The sequence below is a fragment of the Sorangiineae bacterium MSr11954 genome (assembly GCA_037157815.1).
In the GTDB taxonomy this organism is placed as follows: Bacteria; Myxococcota_A; Polyangia; order Polyangiales; family Polyangiaceae; genus Pendulispora; species Pendulispora albinea.
On sequence record CP089984.1, the window covers coordinates 1049582 to 1062901 of the forward strand.

At 62.5% G+C, this 13320-nt stretch carries 12 protein-coding genes; 5 read left to right on the plus strand and 7 right to left on the minus strand.

The features are described from left to right. Positions 1 to 266: 266 nt before the first annotated feature. The 4 genes from LZC94_04270 to LZC94_04285 all read left to right on the plus strand — a co-directional run bounded on the left by LZC94_04270 (position 267) and on the right by LZC94_04285 (position 3945). Complete coding sequence (locus LZC94_04270) at positions 267 to 956, plus strand: hypothetical protein (protein ID WXB16497.1); 690 nt, start codon at positions 267 to 269, stop codon at positions 954 to 956. Positions 957 to 967: 11 nt separating this feature from the next. Further along, positions 968 to 1561 (plus strand): GTP cyclohydrolase I FolE, encoded by a 594-nt coding sequence (gene folE, locus LZC94_04275; protein WXB16498.1) that lies wholly within the window; start codon positions 968 to 970, stop codon positions 1559 to 1561. Positions 1562 to 2402: 841 nt separating this feature from the next. Beyond that, a complete protein-coding gene (locus LZC94_04280; GenBank protein ID WXB16499.1) occupies positions 2403 to 3464 on the plus strand; it encodes an MFS transporter in 1062 nt (353 codons plus the stop codon). Next, entirely contained in the window at positions 3457 to 3945 is a 489-nt protein-coding gene (locus LZC94_04285) for a hypothetical protein (GenBank protein ID WXB16500.1), read from the plus strand. Before LZC94_04280 ends, LZC94_04285 begins: the two co-directional genes overlap by 8 nt. On the opposite strand, the gene LZC94_04290 is transcribed toward LZC94_04285, so the two are convergent. The 7 genes from LZC94_04290 to LZC94_04320 form a co-directional block, all read right to left on the minus strand. Next, positions 3942 to 5561 (minus strand): acyl-CoA dehydrogenase family protein, encoded by a 1620-nt coding sequence (locus LZC94_04290; GenBank protein ID WXB16501.1) that lies wholly within the window; start codon positions 5559 to 5561, stop codon positions 3942 to 3944. The genes LZC94_04285 and LZC94_04290 overlap by 4 nt on opposite strands. Next, positions 5558 to 7471, minus strand: a complete 1914-nt coding sequence (locus tag LZC94_04295) for a fatty acyl-AMP ligase (GenBank protein ID WXB16502.1) — start codon at positions 7469 to 7471, stop codon at positions 5558 to 5560. Before LZC94_04295 ends, LZC94_04290 begins: the two co-directional genes overlap by 4 nt. 1 nt (position 7472) lies before the next feature. Further along, entirely contained in the window at positions 7473 to 7742 is a 270-nt protein-coding gene (locus tag LZC94_04300; GenBank protein WXB16503.1) for a phosphopantetheine-binding protein, read from the minus strand. A gap of 56 nt (positions 7743 to 7798) precedes the next feature. Continuing rightward, positions 7799 to 8356, minus strand: a complete 558-nt coding sequence (locus LZC94_04305; GenBank protein ID WXB16504.1) for a hypothetical protein — start codon at positions 8354 to 8356, stop codon at positions 7799 to 7801. 3 nt (positions 8357 to 8359) lie between these two features. Beyond that, positions 8360 to 9643 (minus strand): SDR family oxidoreductase, encoded by a 1284-nt coding sequence (locus LZC94_04310; protein ID WXB16505.1) that lies wholly within the window; start codon positions 9641 to 9643, stop codon positions 8360 to 8362. Further along, the gene (locus tag LZC94_04315; GenBank protein WXB20343.1) at positions 9640 to 10326 is read right to left on the minus strand and encodes an alpha/beta hydrolase; all 687 of its coding nucleotides are present in this window, start codon (positions 10324 to 10326) and stop codon (positions 9640 to 9642) included. The genes LZC94_04310 and LZC94_04315 overlap by 4 nt, the downstream gene beginning before the upstream one ends. 242 nt (positions 10327 to 10568) lie before the next feature. Further along, the gene (locus LZC94_04320; GenBank protein ID WXB16506.1) at positions 10569 to 11711 is read right to left on the minus strand and encodes a fatty acid desaturase; all 1143 of its coding nucleotides are present in this window, start codon (positions 11709 to 11711) and stop codon (positions 10569 to 10571) included. A gap of 468 nt (positions 11712 to 12179) precedes the next feature. On the opposite strand from LZC94_04320, the gene LZC94_04325 reads away from it, so the two are divergent. Continuing rightward, complete coding sequence (locus LZC94_04325; protein WXB16507.1) at positions 12180 to 13316, plus strand: class I SAM-dependent methyltransferase; 1137 nt, start codon at positions 12180 to 12182, stop codon at positions 13314 to 13316. Positions 13317 to 13320: the final 4 nt, after the last annotated feature.

Sequence of the window (13320 nt, forward strand, 5' to 3'; positions counted from 1 at the left end):
CTTGGTCGTCCTAGCGGACTTTCGTGTTTGTCCGCGGTTCGAACGAACGGCGTTGGTTAACCGTTCGGCGAGCCACGTTCGCTCAGGGCACGTCTGAACGAGCCGAGCTGCCGCACGTTCGTGTTTGGAATGTCCCCGTTGCTGTACCCGATTCGGAGTTCAACCGTCACGAATCATCATCTCGAATCACGATACAGGATTCACACGCGTCATCTGCGAAATCACGTTACACGAACTACACGAAATACACGAAATGTGGAGGCTTTATGCTGGACCAAGTCGCGTTGCCTATCGTTCAGAAGATCGACCATGTGTTGAATATGGTCACTCCGCCGATGTTCGAGAGGATGATCGGCGTCTTTCAAGACTTGTTCGGGCTCGAGATCACCACCGTGCCGGCCCATCGCAACAACATCAAGGCGATCATCAAGAACCGTTCTTTCGCGTTTACCGGCGGCCAGTCTTTTTCCTCGAAGGCCTTCGTGACCTTGCATAGCCTGGGGCATTATTACTTCATCTCCGCCGCCAATCGCTCGGGCAACGATCGCTACCGCTACATCTACGACTCCAGCGATAGGCAAGGTGCACTCCACATCTACGAAACGAAGAACCTCCACGGCAGCTCCCAGAAGCTCCGGCGCGACCGCATCGACTTCGAGTTGGGCGCGAACAACTTTGCACAGGATCTCCTACGCTACGTTGGCCTGACGGAGCTGTCCGAAATCGTGAACACCTACCAGCCCGGCGACATCAACTACATCATCGATGTAACGGGGAACGGGGTGGAGGCCATCGTGCCTACCGATCGCGATTACCTCGAGCGCTACATCTGTGCGGGGCTCACCTACGAGGAGGAGCCCAACGACGATCGGATTTACATCCCGAATCAATTCGACGTGAACGGAATCGATTGGACGTACTTGTCCAACATCGACCTCGAGATCCACTTCTTTTAACGAGCACGTCCATGAACTCGTTCAAGCTGAACCTCGTTCAAAGTGGCAGACCATCCCGTGAAGAGGCCGAGGAGGCCGTCCGCACCTTGCTCCGTTGGGCTGGGGACGATCCGTCGCGCGAGGGTTTGCGCGGCACCGCGGGTCGGGTCGTGCGTGCCTACCAGGAGTACTTTCACGGATACCAAGAAAATCCGGAGGAGATCCTCCAGAGCACCTTCGAGGACACCGACGACTACGACGAAGTCGTCATTCTAAAGGACATCGCGCTCGAGAGCCATTGCGAGCACCATCTCGCGCCCATCATCGGCAAGGCCCATGTCGCCTACTTGCCGAACAATCGCGTGGTCGGCATTTCGAAGCTGGCACGCCTCGTGGACGTCTACGCAAAGCGTCTCACCATCCAAGAAAAGATGACCGCCCAAATCGCCGACACCTTGCAGCGCGTGCTGGCCCCACGAGGTGTTGCGGTCGTCGTCACCGCCGAGCATCAATGCATGACCATGCGTGGCGTGCACAAGCGAGGTGTGACCCTCACAACCAGCCGCCTACTTGGCGTCTTCCGCGACGATCCACGAACACGCGACGAATTTTTATCTATGCTTTAGTCGTGTGTTGATCGGGTTTCGCTTGCGCACTCACGGCGCCCCGCATCGCGCTGTCGGCGTTTGCGGCGCGTTCGACGCGTTCGCGTCACGCACGGACGGGCGCTTGCCATCGCGTTCCGACCGTGTGTTCGCATCGTACAGACGGCGCTCGCACCGCGATCGGGGCGCGTTCGCATCGCGTTGTATCAGGCGCTGACGGAGCGCGCATCGCGCACGGACGGACGCTTGTTATCGCGTTCCGACCGTGTGTTCGCATCGTACAGACGGCGCTCGCATCGCGATCGGAGCGCGTTTGGATCAGGCGCTGACGGAGCGCGCATCGCGCACGGACGGGCGCTTGCCATCGCGTTCCGACCGTGTGTTCGCATCGCATAGACGGCGCTCGCACCGCGTTCGCATCATGTGTTGATCGCGCACAGACGGAGCTCGTATCGCGTTCTGACCGCGTTTGACGCGCGCTTGCGGCGCTCGCATCGCGCACTGCTGGCACTCGCATCGCGTTTGGATCGCGCACAGACGGCACTCTCGTCGCGTTCTGACAGCGTTGATGCGTACAAGCAGCGCTCGCATCGCCGTGACGGAGCTCGCACCGCGATCGGATCGCGTTCGCATGCCCGCCCGACATCGTCGGGCGCAGTACCATCTCCCGAGATGTCGCACATGTCTCTCGGGCCTCCGGCCGTTGGAGGGCTCATCGAGGATCGTGCACGCCGATTTTTCGAAGTCCATCTCGAACCCCGTGTAGAAGGCGAGGGTGCGCACGTTGCGACTTGGTTCGCTCATTGTTTCGACGTTCATCATTGGTTCGGCGGAGGTCGTCGCCGTACCGATGTCATCCGAAATGAGTCGGTCGTTGGGCCGGTCGGTGCAGGAGATTGCGTTGTTTCCGGCGGTGTACGCGATTCTCTACGCGGTGTTCGCGCCCATGCTCGGCTCCCTTTCGGACCGCTTTGGGCGCAAAGCGATGCTCGTGCCCGCGCTGCTGGGATTTGCGGCGACGATGCTCGGTGTAGCATCGTCCCGCACCTTCCAGGGGGCGCTGATCGGATGGGCCCTGGCGGGCATTTGTGCGGCGGTGATTCAGCCGAATACCCTCGCCATCGTAAATGATGTGGTACCCCTCGACAAGGCCCCGGTGGCCATGGGTCGGGTCCTGTCCGGGTTGACCGTGAGCTTCGTGGTGACCCCGGTCGTAAGCTCGTTCCTCGCGACCCGCGCGCATTGGCGAATCGCGTATGTCTTGCTCGCGGCGGTGGCTCTCACGTCGAGCATTGCCATTTTGCGGCTTCAGCTCCCGCGCGTTCCAGCCTCGCAAACCCTGTCGCCATGGGCGGGCGTGCGCGCGGCGCTTGCGATACGCGGTGTCGGGCGCCGCCTGGGGATGACCTTTCTCTGGATCGGTTCGTCGGCTGGCCTGGCCGCGATCCTCTCCGAAACGGTCCGAAGACGATTTGGATGGTCGGACGAGTCGGCGGGCATCTTCGCCGGGTTCTTTGGCCTCTGCACCGTCCTTGGAAATGCCGTCATTGGACCCTTCGTGCGCTGGTTCCAATCCCGCAAACGCATGGTACTCTCAGGCATGGTCGCAACCGCAGCGGGTAGCGCATTGGTGGGGCTGATGCCCGCCCCCTCGCTCGCCGTACCCGTGATCGGCGTCGCCATCTGGACATTGGGATATGGCGCCGGCGGTCCCGTGCACCAGAGCGTGCTCGGTCACATCGCCGGAAGCTCTCGCGGCATGGTCACCGCCCTCAATGCGAGCGCCATCAACTTGGGAATCGCCGCCGTCGCTTCGTTGACCGGCAGCTTGCTCGACCGAATCGGCGTGGAAGGCGTCTTCGGCATGGCCGTAGGTTGCATGCTGGTCGCGGTCGGCCTCGCAGCATCCATCTCCGATGAGTGACCGCGGAGGTGAGCATCGCGATCGCGCGTTGAACGACCGAATGCTCACGGTGTGCGCGCGCATCCCGAGACCGTTGCTCGAGCGAGCCATCGTCATGGGCAGCGCGGCCATCGTGCTGCGCGGCGTTCACCTGGGACGCGAGCCCGGCGATATCGATTTGTTCGTCTCCCCCGCGACCTTTTCGTCTTGGCCCGCCGAGGGGTTTTCGCATGTCGTGAAGGACGGCGTCGCCAGGATCGTCGTCGACGCGGAGCCCATCGAGCTCCTCGCCGCGTTTCCCGGTGTCGCCTTCGATGCGGTCGAAGCGCGAGCCGCCGCCGTCGATGGCTCGCACGGCGTACGGGTAGCCGCCCTCGAAGATTTGCTCACCTGGAAACGCGCGCAAAAAGAGCTTCGCGCCGATCCCGCCGATCGCAACAAGGACGCGGCCGACATTCGCGCGCTGGAGGCCCACCTTCGGTCGTCGTTCCGGATTGCTTAACGCGCCAGCAGCTCGTCGAACACCCAATCTTCGCCGGGCAGAGCCTGAACGATATCTCCAATATCCGACGCGAGCGTCCGCCCGACGGCATCCAAGTCGAGCAGCGCCGCGCCGGATGTTCGCTCCCATTCCACCCGCGTGAGCTCCTGGAACGCCCGCTGGGCGCGCTCCGCCAATCCCGACGGTGCGGCCAGATCCGCCAGCAGCGCCCATGCGATCCCTTGCGCGACGAGCGCCCCAATGGCATGCCGGCGAGCAAACGTATGTTGGCCGAGGTTCAACCCGGAGGGAGACGGCGTATCCCAGATCGCATCGCACGCGCCCTGCACCTGGCGCAAGACCTCCGCGCCACCGGGGAGCGCCGCGAGCCATGCCTTGAGCTCGCCCGCGCCGGCCTGCCACATCGAACCGAGTTGCACCTTCATGGCTTCCGTCGGTCCTTCGAAAATTCGGAACAGGCGCGCGTCGCGCAGGATCTGCGGCGCCTCGTTGGACTCCAAATACCCGCGGCCGCCCAGCCACTGGACGAGGTTATCGGCCGCGAACCAGAGATGCTCCGGGCCCAGGATCTTGCACACGAAGAAGAGCTCCGCGGGGATCGCGCGCTTTTGATCCAGCGCTTCGGTGACCACCCCGCACAATCGCTCGAGGACCTGCGCGGCGTCCAACATGGTCCGCAGCGCCCCGCAGAACACCGCGCTCTTCCCCAGCGGACCGGTCCAGATCTTTCGGCGCGACGCATAGCGCACCAGCAGCTGCGCGCAACGCTTGATGGCGCCCGTCGCGGCCAAGGTGAGCCCGAGGCGCGCCATTCGGAACGATTCCTCGGCCACCTCGAAATTGCCATCGGGGTCGCCGAGAACTTCGTGCGCCTGGACCCGAACGTCCTCGAATCGAATGGAGTTTTGAACGATGGATCGCATCCCCATCGTCATCATCTCCGGCCCCATGTGAACGCCGGCGCGATCGGTGGGGACGGTCAATCCAATGATGCCCTTCCGGCTTTGCGCGTCGTCGCGGCGCGCGAACACATTGATGATACCCGCCCACGAGCCATTGCCGACGAGGATCTTCTCGCCCGCAATCGCCCAGGATCCATCGGGCTGCGGCGTGGCCGTGCTCGAGATGGCATGGGGATTCGAACCTGCACCGCGCTCGGTGATGGCCAATCCGCCCAGCATTCGCCCGGTCGCGAGCAAAGGCAGCATTTCCGACTTGGCTTGCCCCGTTCCCCATCCGAGGATCGGGCCGACGCCCAGCTCGTTGTGAATGCCGACCAGCATGGCCAATGTCAGATCGATGGCCGCGAGCTGCTCGATCACCGAGCCGCCGAACCGCCAGCCCAACGCGATCCCCCCGAGCTCGCGCGGCACGCGCAATCCGAACAGCCCCTGCCGGCCAAAGTCGAGCACCACGTGCGGCGGCAGGCAGCGCCGCGCGTCCGCCAGGCGCGCGTTCAAACGCGTGCTCGCGTAGTCGCGCAAGAACGCGATCAGCTCGCGGGACTTCGCCTCCCGGTGCCGCTCCGTCGGATCGGACGACGTCGTATGCGCCGCCGGTTGCTCCACGTCTCGTTCGTGCCGGAGGTTTGCAACGAAGTCGTCGGTGGCAATCACGGCCCGCCTCCCTCCGCCGCGTTGTCCAAGGCCTCGACCGCCACCGATCGATGGGCCCATCGCGCCTCGCCCTCGCCACGCTCGTCCCGCGGCCCCGCCGACGCGCTCGACGACGACGCGCTCGAGGACGACGCGCTCGAGGACGACGCGCTCGAGGACGACGACGACAGCAGGGGCACCCGAGGCGACCGCCACTCGGCCACCGCTTCGAGCGTGCCCTGCACGAACATGGATCGGCAAGCTTGCCGCTGGACCTTGCCGCTGGTGGTCTTTGGCAGCTGCCCCCATCGGATGAGAACGATGGCGGTGGGTTGAAGATCGCTGACCGCGGCCACGGCGCGGCGGATGGCGCGCATCACCGCCGTGGTATCCAGTGCCTTCGCGGACTCCACCTCTTGAACGATGATCAGCCGCTCCTCGCCTTGCTCCTGGACGGCAAAGGCCGCGCCGCCGCTGGGGCGCAATATAGGATGGCTGCTCGCCACCGCCGCCTCGATGTCCTGCGGCGCATGGTTGCGGCCGCGAAGGATGATGACGTCCTTGATCCGCCCCGTGATGAACAGCTCACCGTCGATCATCGCTCCCAGATCGCCCGTGCGCAGAAATGGTCCTTCGCCGGTCGCCAGCCTGGCACCAAAGGTGGTTCGCGTCTCTTCCTCCCGATTCAAATACCCCAGGGCCACGCTCGGACCCCGAGCCCAGATCTCGCCGACGGCCCCGGATGCGACCGGCCGAAGGCTCTCAGGATCCACCACGATGCACTCGTGCTCCGGATCCGCCCGTCCGGAGCTGACCAGCAGCGCCTCCCCACGCGCATGGGCGCCGGCTCTGACGAAACGTCCTTCGGAGAGCGCGCCGCGATCGACCTTCTCGACCACCGGCGGCCGGCCCACCCGATCGAGCGTCACCGCGAGCGTGCTCTCGGCCAGGCCGTAACAAGGATAAAATGCCTCCGGCCGAAAACCATTGTCGCGAAAACGTTCGGCAAATCGCTGGAGCACGGCCGGGTTGATCGGCTCCGAGGCGTTGTACGCCAAGATCCAGGAGCGAAGATCCAGATCGCGGCTGTCCTCTTCCTTGATGCGGTTTGCGCAAAGCTCGTACGCGAAGTTCGGTCCGCCCGAGATGGTGGCCTTCGTTTGTGCGATCGCCTGCAGCCAACGAACCGGGCGTTTCAAAAAGTCCAAGGTGGCGAGGACCGTGCATGGCAGTCCCGCGAGCACGGGTTGAAGCAGCCCGCCAATCAAACCCATGTCGTGGTACGGGGGCAGCCAGGTCACCGCGCGGCTGGCGCGCGTCAGCTCGAAGCCGCGGCCGATGAACGCGGTATTGGCCAATAGATTGCCGTGGGTGAGCATCACCCCCCGCGGATCGCCCGTCGACCCGGAGGTATACTGCAGCACCGCCAAATCGTCGGGGCCCACATCCGGATTGGGCGCGGAAAGGCTCGGACCATCGTGTTCCGTTTCCGGCGAGCTGCCGATCACCCTATCGGAGACAATCCGCGGAGTGTGCGCCAGCTCCGGAATGTCGTCCCGCAGGCTATCGACGGCGGCGGCCAGGTGGGCGCTCACGGCAACGACCCCCGGCCGCGCGTCCGCAACGATCTTGCGAAGCCGTTGCAACGTTGGCCGGGGATTCAGCGGGTGCGGCGGATACGTTGGAATGGCGGGTCGGCCGGCATAGAGGCAACCGAACAACGCTTCGACGAACTCGGGACCGGTCGGCTGAATCAACAGCACCGAACCGTCGAACGGCGCCAGGGCTGCTGCGATCCTGCGCGCTCGACGGTCCAGCTCACCGTATGTCCAGCAGATATCCTCTCCATCCCGCGCACCGAGAAACGTGAACGCGACATCGCCCGGGCATTCCAATGCCCAACGATGCAGCACCTCACCGAAGCCGGCCATCCTATCCTCCGGTTCCGGTCGCCGCGTTCAGCTTTCCATGGTTCGAAATGAAGTCGATCAGCTCACCGAGATCCTTGTCGGCGAGGTATCGAAGATCGGGGAACTCCGTCTTGAACGTATCCTCGAGACGAGCCGAAAACTCGACCAGCGCCGCGGAGTCCGCGCCGAGATCGTCGATGAGGAGGATCTTCGGCGTGACGTCGTGGATCGGAACGTTGAACTGCTGCGAGACCACCGCGAAGACCATCTCTTCTATTTGGTTCTTGTCCATTCAGGTTATCCTTGGCGCTCTGTCGTGCTCACCGCGCGAGATCTCGTTTAGCGCGCTTAGCGCGTCTCCGTGGTCTGTCGGAAGGCTACGTCCATCGCCCGGGAGCGCATCCAACTGTAGAACAGCATGCCCAAGTGAATGGAATAGACGGGGACGAGCGACCATTTGATGGTCGCGATGATCGAGTGGATGAGGAACGGCGCGGCCAGCATGTTGTCGGGCGCGTGGTGGTGGCCCACCCAGTAGATTTCCAGCGATGTCTCGATCAGGTTGGTCACCGCCTCGACCAGCGGCACCATGCACGAAGCCGTGCTGCCGCCCAGCCGCCGGATGTAGAAGAAGAAGGCCGGCCCGTACGAGACCGCAAAGACCAGGTCGATCCAAATGACGCTGAAATAACGGTCGATGGACCCTGCCCCCCAGGACTCCAGGACCTTGATCCCATTCTCGGGCGTGTACGCGAACTGCAGCTGCAACTGCGGCCACGAGAGGATCGCGCGCTGGGGATTGAGCGTGGGATTTACGATGAGGATGCTGGCCAAAAACGTGACCAGAAAAAAGAAGCTCCAGAGGAGCATCAACGCCTTGCTGTCGAGAATCGATCGCTTGCTCATCCGTCAAACCCTTTCTCTCGTGAGCTCTTTGAGGGCCATCACGCCCTCGCCCTGGCCACTGGGCAACGCACCCGCCGCCATGCTTCTACCAATGATGTAATTTCTGCGCGCGCACTCATGGATGTAGCGACTCGGCGGCAGCTCGGTGGCGACCGCGGGCTCGTGCCGCTGGGCCGCTCGGGTGATGGCCGAGATGAGATCGGGCAGATCGTTCGTGAACAATGCCCTCGTAAAGAACATATGCAGCAACATATCGAAGACACTGGAGAGCGGCTTCTTGGGGTTCCACTTCCGCAAGGAGAACGTGAAGGTGCGTTTGAGCTCCGCGCGGAACTCCTTCCAGGGCACCACCGTCCAACCAAAGGCTTGTGCGAACTCGGCGCTGCTGATGTACGACGCCGGATAGGCAAACATCCGGGGCTCGGAGAGGAGCGCGTTGTCGCAGACGGATCGGGCGAGCGCGTCGGCGGAGATCACGGGAACCGGCTCCTCGGCGTCCCAGACCTTCCTCAGTTGGCTGGCATACCAAACCATGTGCCAAAACGAATAGCGCAAGCCCGGATCCTTGAACGCCGTGAGGCTGCTGCCCACGATGTGCGGCGGCAAGTAGATGGATGCCGCGAGCCCTTGCTCGCGCGCCCAGACGGCGAGGTACTTGACGATCCACTTCATGCGGCTGTACCCGCAGTGGTAGAAGCCGAATCGCAGGAAATCGCGCTTGGACCGAAAGACCTCACCGTTCATCGAGCCAATGAAGTGCAAGGTCTTGAACCGCTCGGTGGCGCAGAACTCCATCATCCGAAGGAGCGGGACGATCGCCTCGCTTCGGAAGTACGCATAAGGGTAGGTGTGGTTGGTGGCGCCCGCCGCATTGAGCACGACGTCGACCGAACCAAGGAGCTTGGTGTAGTGGGCATCGGAGAGACCGAATTGATGACCATGGGTGAAATCCCCATCGATCACCTCCAAGCGGTCACTCTTTTCGAGCGGTAGCCCATAGCCGCGCATGGACGCGGTGAGTCGAGCCTCCGGGCTCGCCGCGCGCTTCTTGCGCACGAGCGCGTAAATTTTGGCCACGTCTTTTCGTTGGAGTAGCTCGTACAGGATGTGCATGCCCACGAAGCCCGTCGCCCCCAGCAGGAGCACGGTGCGAGGCTCGTTGGCTCCAGCGCGGGTCAGATTCTTCAGGCGCGGCGCAACCGGCTCCGACGCTCGAATCTTCAACGCCTTCGGGCTGCCGAGCGCCAGCGCGAAATAATCCGACTTGCCGACGATGTCTATTCTCACCTGTTCTCTCCCTGTATGTGGCGGTCGTCTGGAGGCATATCGATGCTGGCGTCGGGCGTCGGCGACGCGCCGGTTTCGTCGCGGATGAAAGACAGGCATGCCTCGACCACGGCCGGTGCTTTCACAATCGAGTTATGACCGAGCCGCGACGTGATCATCACATTGACCTGGGGATGCGCATGGCGAAGCAGCTCGGCTTCCCCCACCGGGATCTCGTGGTCCCCCGAATCGTGGATCACGAGGGTTGGGATGGGGTGCTTGGACAGGTTGGTGACGGCGTTGAAGTCGCGCTCATAGGAATAAGGGGCATACCGTCGGTTGATGCGATCGAGGAACCGCTCCCGAACCTTGCCGGACAGCCCGATCAGCACACACGTCCGGTCGACGAGCCCGTGGTAGGTGGCGGGGCTCGCCAGGAGAATCAAGCGCTCGATGGAGACCCCGAGGTGCAGCATGTTGACGAGGCATATCGCACCATAGGAGTGGCCCACCGCAGCCGCAAAGGGACCGAACCGGTCGCTCAACTGGAGCCCGAGCTCGGTGATCTCCGTAATGTCGGTCTCCTCCCCCTCGCTCTTTCCGTGGGCGGGCATGTCGAACGTGACCACACGAAAGCCCGCCTCGATGAACCGTCTCCCCAGAACGGCAAGATGCGCGGCGGAGGCCTGCCACCCATGCACCATGAGCACGGGACGACCCGTTCCCGCGACATAGGCAACGGCTCGGCGCCCGCGCACCGTGATGGCAACCTCCTCGACCTCCGGCAGATCGGGGCCGCTTGGATGAGGCCTGCGCTTCGGACGATAGAAGATGCGATTGGCGACGTACATGGCAAGAGGCGGCGCGACGGCGGCGGCGGAGAAGCCCCATCGCAAAGCCTTGAACGATGACTGTTGGGCGATCGTACGAAAGGAACGGGCTAAATTCATGAGAGGATCCGCGTGCCATCGGGGGCGGGCACGTTCGATGAGGAGCTCGAAGAGGCCGTAGGCGTCGTCGGAGGTCGAGTTGCCGCCGCGTTCATCAAGCGGTCGGCATAACGAAACCAAAGTCGCGGGATGAGCGCGATCCAAATCGCGAGCATGTACCCGTGCGGCAAGCGGTACGGTGTAGGCTGGACTTCGAGCTCCCAATACGGTTTTCGCGGGACAGCATGGTGCTGCGCGTGGCGGGTGAGGTTGAAGAGGTACATCGAGGACCCGCGTGAGGCGCACTCCCAGCTGTGCTGCGGCTCGACCTTCGAGCCCGGCTCCCGTGTCAGCCCATAGTGCTGGATGTAGTTGACCGATTCGAGGACCGCTTTCGTGATCACCATCACGATCACGTAGCCGGTCATGCCCAGGAGACCGCACGACCAGGTGACCGCTCCAAGCAGCAAGAGGCTCGCCGCATTGCCGCGCAAAACCCGATTCTTCACCCACTTGGCGATGCCGTGCTCCTTGCGAAGACGGGTTTGCTCGAACGCATAGGCTTCCTTCCATTGGCCAACCGTGGATCGGAGCAGAAATCGATAAAATCCCTCGCCGCGCCGCGCCGTGGCAGGATCGGCGAGCGTGCCGACGGCCGAGTGGTGGCCATACAAGTGCGCCTCTTGGAATTGGGCGTCTCCGGTCATCACCAGGAGGGTACGGCTGCATGCTCTCCAGAACGTTGAGCTGCGATGCATCATTTCGTGTGCGACCACCACGTTGCTGCCGCAGTGGAAGCCGATCGCAAACCCCGCTGCCAGGGTCTCCCCGATGGTGGAGAACGGTGCCAGCGGAAAGCCCAACACCGCCCACCCAGGAAGCGGGGCGCCGCCGAGGATCATCAATCGAATTTTAAATAGATAGATGCAGAGCAGAAGCGCCGAGAGGGGAACTTGCAAGAACAAGTAGAGGTCATTCAGAGGCGCCTCCCGTTTCGTCTGAATGCGGGTCAACGGTGGGGTGAAGTTGTCGACGAGAACGTACATGTTGATCGCGAACAGCAAATAGGCCAAGGGCCAGTAGCCACCTACCCACGTGCCCGCGATGATCAGCGGAAAGAAGAAGTATGCCACGAGGCAATATCTGAGAGTGCTCAACATGAACACACCGCTCCGCTCGAACAGCGCGTACCAACTTGCATCGGGTACGTGTGGTGTCAATGAAAAATAAGTCATCCACACAGAGGACAAGAACAGCGCGTTCAGCGTCCTATCGTGACGCAAACCTTCTTCGGACCCGGTCGAATTAAGTCGTTGTTAAGACATCCATATGCGAGCGCGCCGTATTTCCCTCTTCGCGTTCTTGCGACTCTTTCGCAACACCCTTTACATTGTCGACGACGAATACTGGCCGGTCCTATCGATTTTACGATCGCCATGAAGGGCTTTGCGGGTTACGCTTGAGCCAGCGTTCTTCGCGATTTCGTGCGCGCTATTTTGGTTTTTGTGATGCGCGGTGTCGCCGAAGCATCCGCCGTTCCCTGTAACGCAATTGCGCAGTGCGAAGTTGCTTGCGGCTTCTTTCGATTTCTTCTTTTTCGCACTGCGCTTGCGTTAATTCATTTCACCATGCAGAATGCCGCCCAAATGCGCGAACGCGTCGAAATCCAGGATTTGTATGACGAGTCCTTCGTGCGCGGTGCCGAGGAGGCGAAGCGCCTCGCGGAGCGCGTAGCCCGCCAGGTTTATTTGCGCCATTTGGTGCATGATCGCCGTCCGTATCCTGCCCTCCTCGGCGAAGAGCCCGAGGCGTCGACGGGTCGCAGCGCATACCATTTCAAGAAACGGCTCCTCGACTATTTAATCGACAAGGGCGATCTCGTCGCGCGCGACGATGGCGTCCTCGAAATGTCCGCTGAGCTAGCGCAGACCCCCATCGCCGATGAAGACACGACGAAATTGAGTTGCGAGGGCTTCGTTCTCCTCGCGCACCTTCCCGACGTGGTCGAGGCGGTCCTCTCCGGGGTCGACGGCTTCGTTGCCATTGGCCAGCGGCATGGAATGGGGGCCGCGCTCGATCATTGGGTTTCGGCGATGGTGGAGATCCCCGTGCGGGTCCCTGGGATCGTCATGACGGCCCGGGCACTGACCCAGCGCCTCGAGCGCGGCCCATGTGTCGTGCTCGAAGGAGGTGCCGGCGTAGGTGCGGTGCTTCGACACGCTCTCGCGCTACCTCGTTTTCGCGAGGCCATTCCCAACATCGAACAGTACCACTTCACCGAGATCAGCCCGATTTTGCTGAGCATGGGCAGGAACTGGCTTCGCACCCACGCCCCGCCCGAGCTCATGCGCCGAATGCGTTTCGAGATCCACGATCTCGATCGCACGCCGCAACAGAACCTCCCCTATACCCAGAACGAGTCCGTCGACGTCATCATCCTCGAGTTCGTCCTGTACGATCTCATGAACCTGCACGATGTTCTCGTCACGTTCCGAAAGATGTTGAAGCCAGGGGGAATACTGATCTTCACCATGGCCTACCGCCAGCGTCCCTCGGTCTTCTTCCCGGCCGAGATCCTTCAATCCACCTTGCACAGCTACTACCGCGCCAAGCTCGATCCACCTCGACGAATCCACTATGGGTACCTGACGCTCGAAGAATGGCAACTCTCCCTGCGCGACGCAGGATTCGTGGACTACCACGTTTATCCTGAACCCGAGCGCCATCCCGAGTTGCCGCTCGGCGGCATCGTTGCCTTCAAGTAGCGCG

Excerpts from the sequence above, each read along its gene's own strand:
- LZC94_04270 (WXB16497.1), top strand. The coding sequence starts at position 267 with ATGCTGGACCAAGTCGCGTTGCCTATCGTTCAGAAGATCGACCATGTG.
- folE (WXB16498.1), top strand. The coding sequence starts at position 968 with ATGAACTCGTTCAAGCTGAACCTCGTTCAAAGTGGCAGACCATCCCGT.
- LZC94_04280 (WXB16499.1), top strand. The coding sequence starts at position 2,403 with ATGAGTCGGTCGTTGGGCCGGTCGGTGCAGGAGATTGCGTTGTTTCCG.
- LZC94_04285 (WXB16500.1), top strand. The coding sequence starts at position 3,457 with ATGAGTGACCGCGGAGGTGAGCATCGCGATCGCGCGTTGAACGACCGA.
- LZC94_04295 (WXB16502.1), bottom strand. The coding sequence starts at position 7,471 with ATGGCCGGCTTCGGTGAGGTGCTGCATCGTTGGGCATTGGAATGCCCG.
- LZC94_04300 (WXB16503.1), bottom strand. The coding sequence starts at position 7,742 with ATGGACAAGAACCAAATAGAAGAGATGGTCTTCGCGGTGGTCTCGCAG.
- LZC94_04305 (WXB16504.1), bottom strand. The coding sequence starts at position 8,356 with ATGAGCAAGCGATCGATTCTCGACAGCAAGGCGTTGATGCTCCTCTGG.
- LZC94_04315 (WXB20343.1), bottom strand. The coding sequence starts at position 10,326 with ATGGTGCATGGGTGGCAGGCCTCCGCCGCGCATCTTGCCGTTCTGGGG.
- LZC94_04320 (WXB16506.1), bottom strand. The coding sequence starts at position 11,711 with ATGTTGAGCACTCTCAGATATTGCCTCGTGGCATACTTCTTCTTTCCG.
- LZC94_04325 (WXB16507.1), top strand. The coding sequence starts at position 12,180 with ATGCAGAATGCCGCCCAAATGCGCGAACGCGTCGAAATCCAGGATTTG.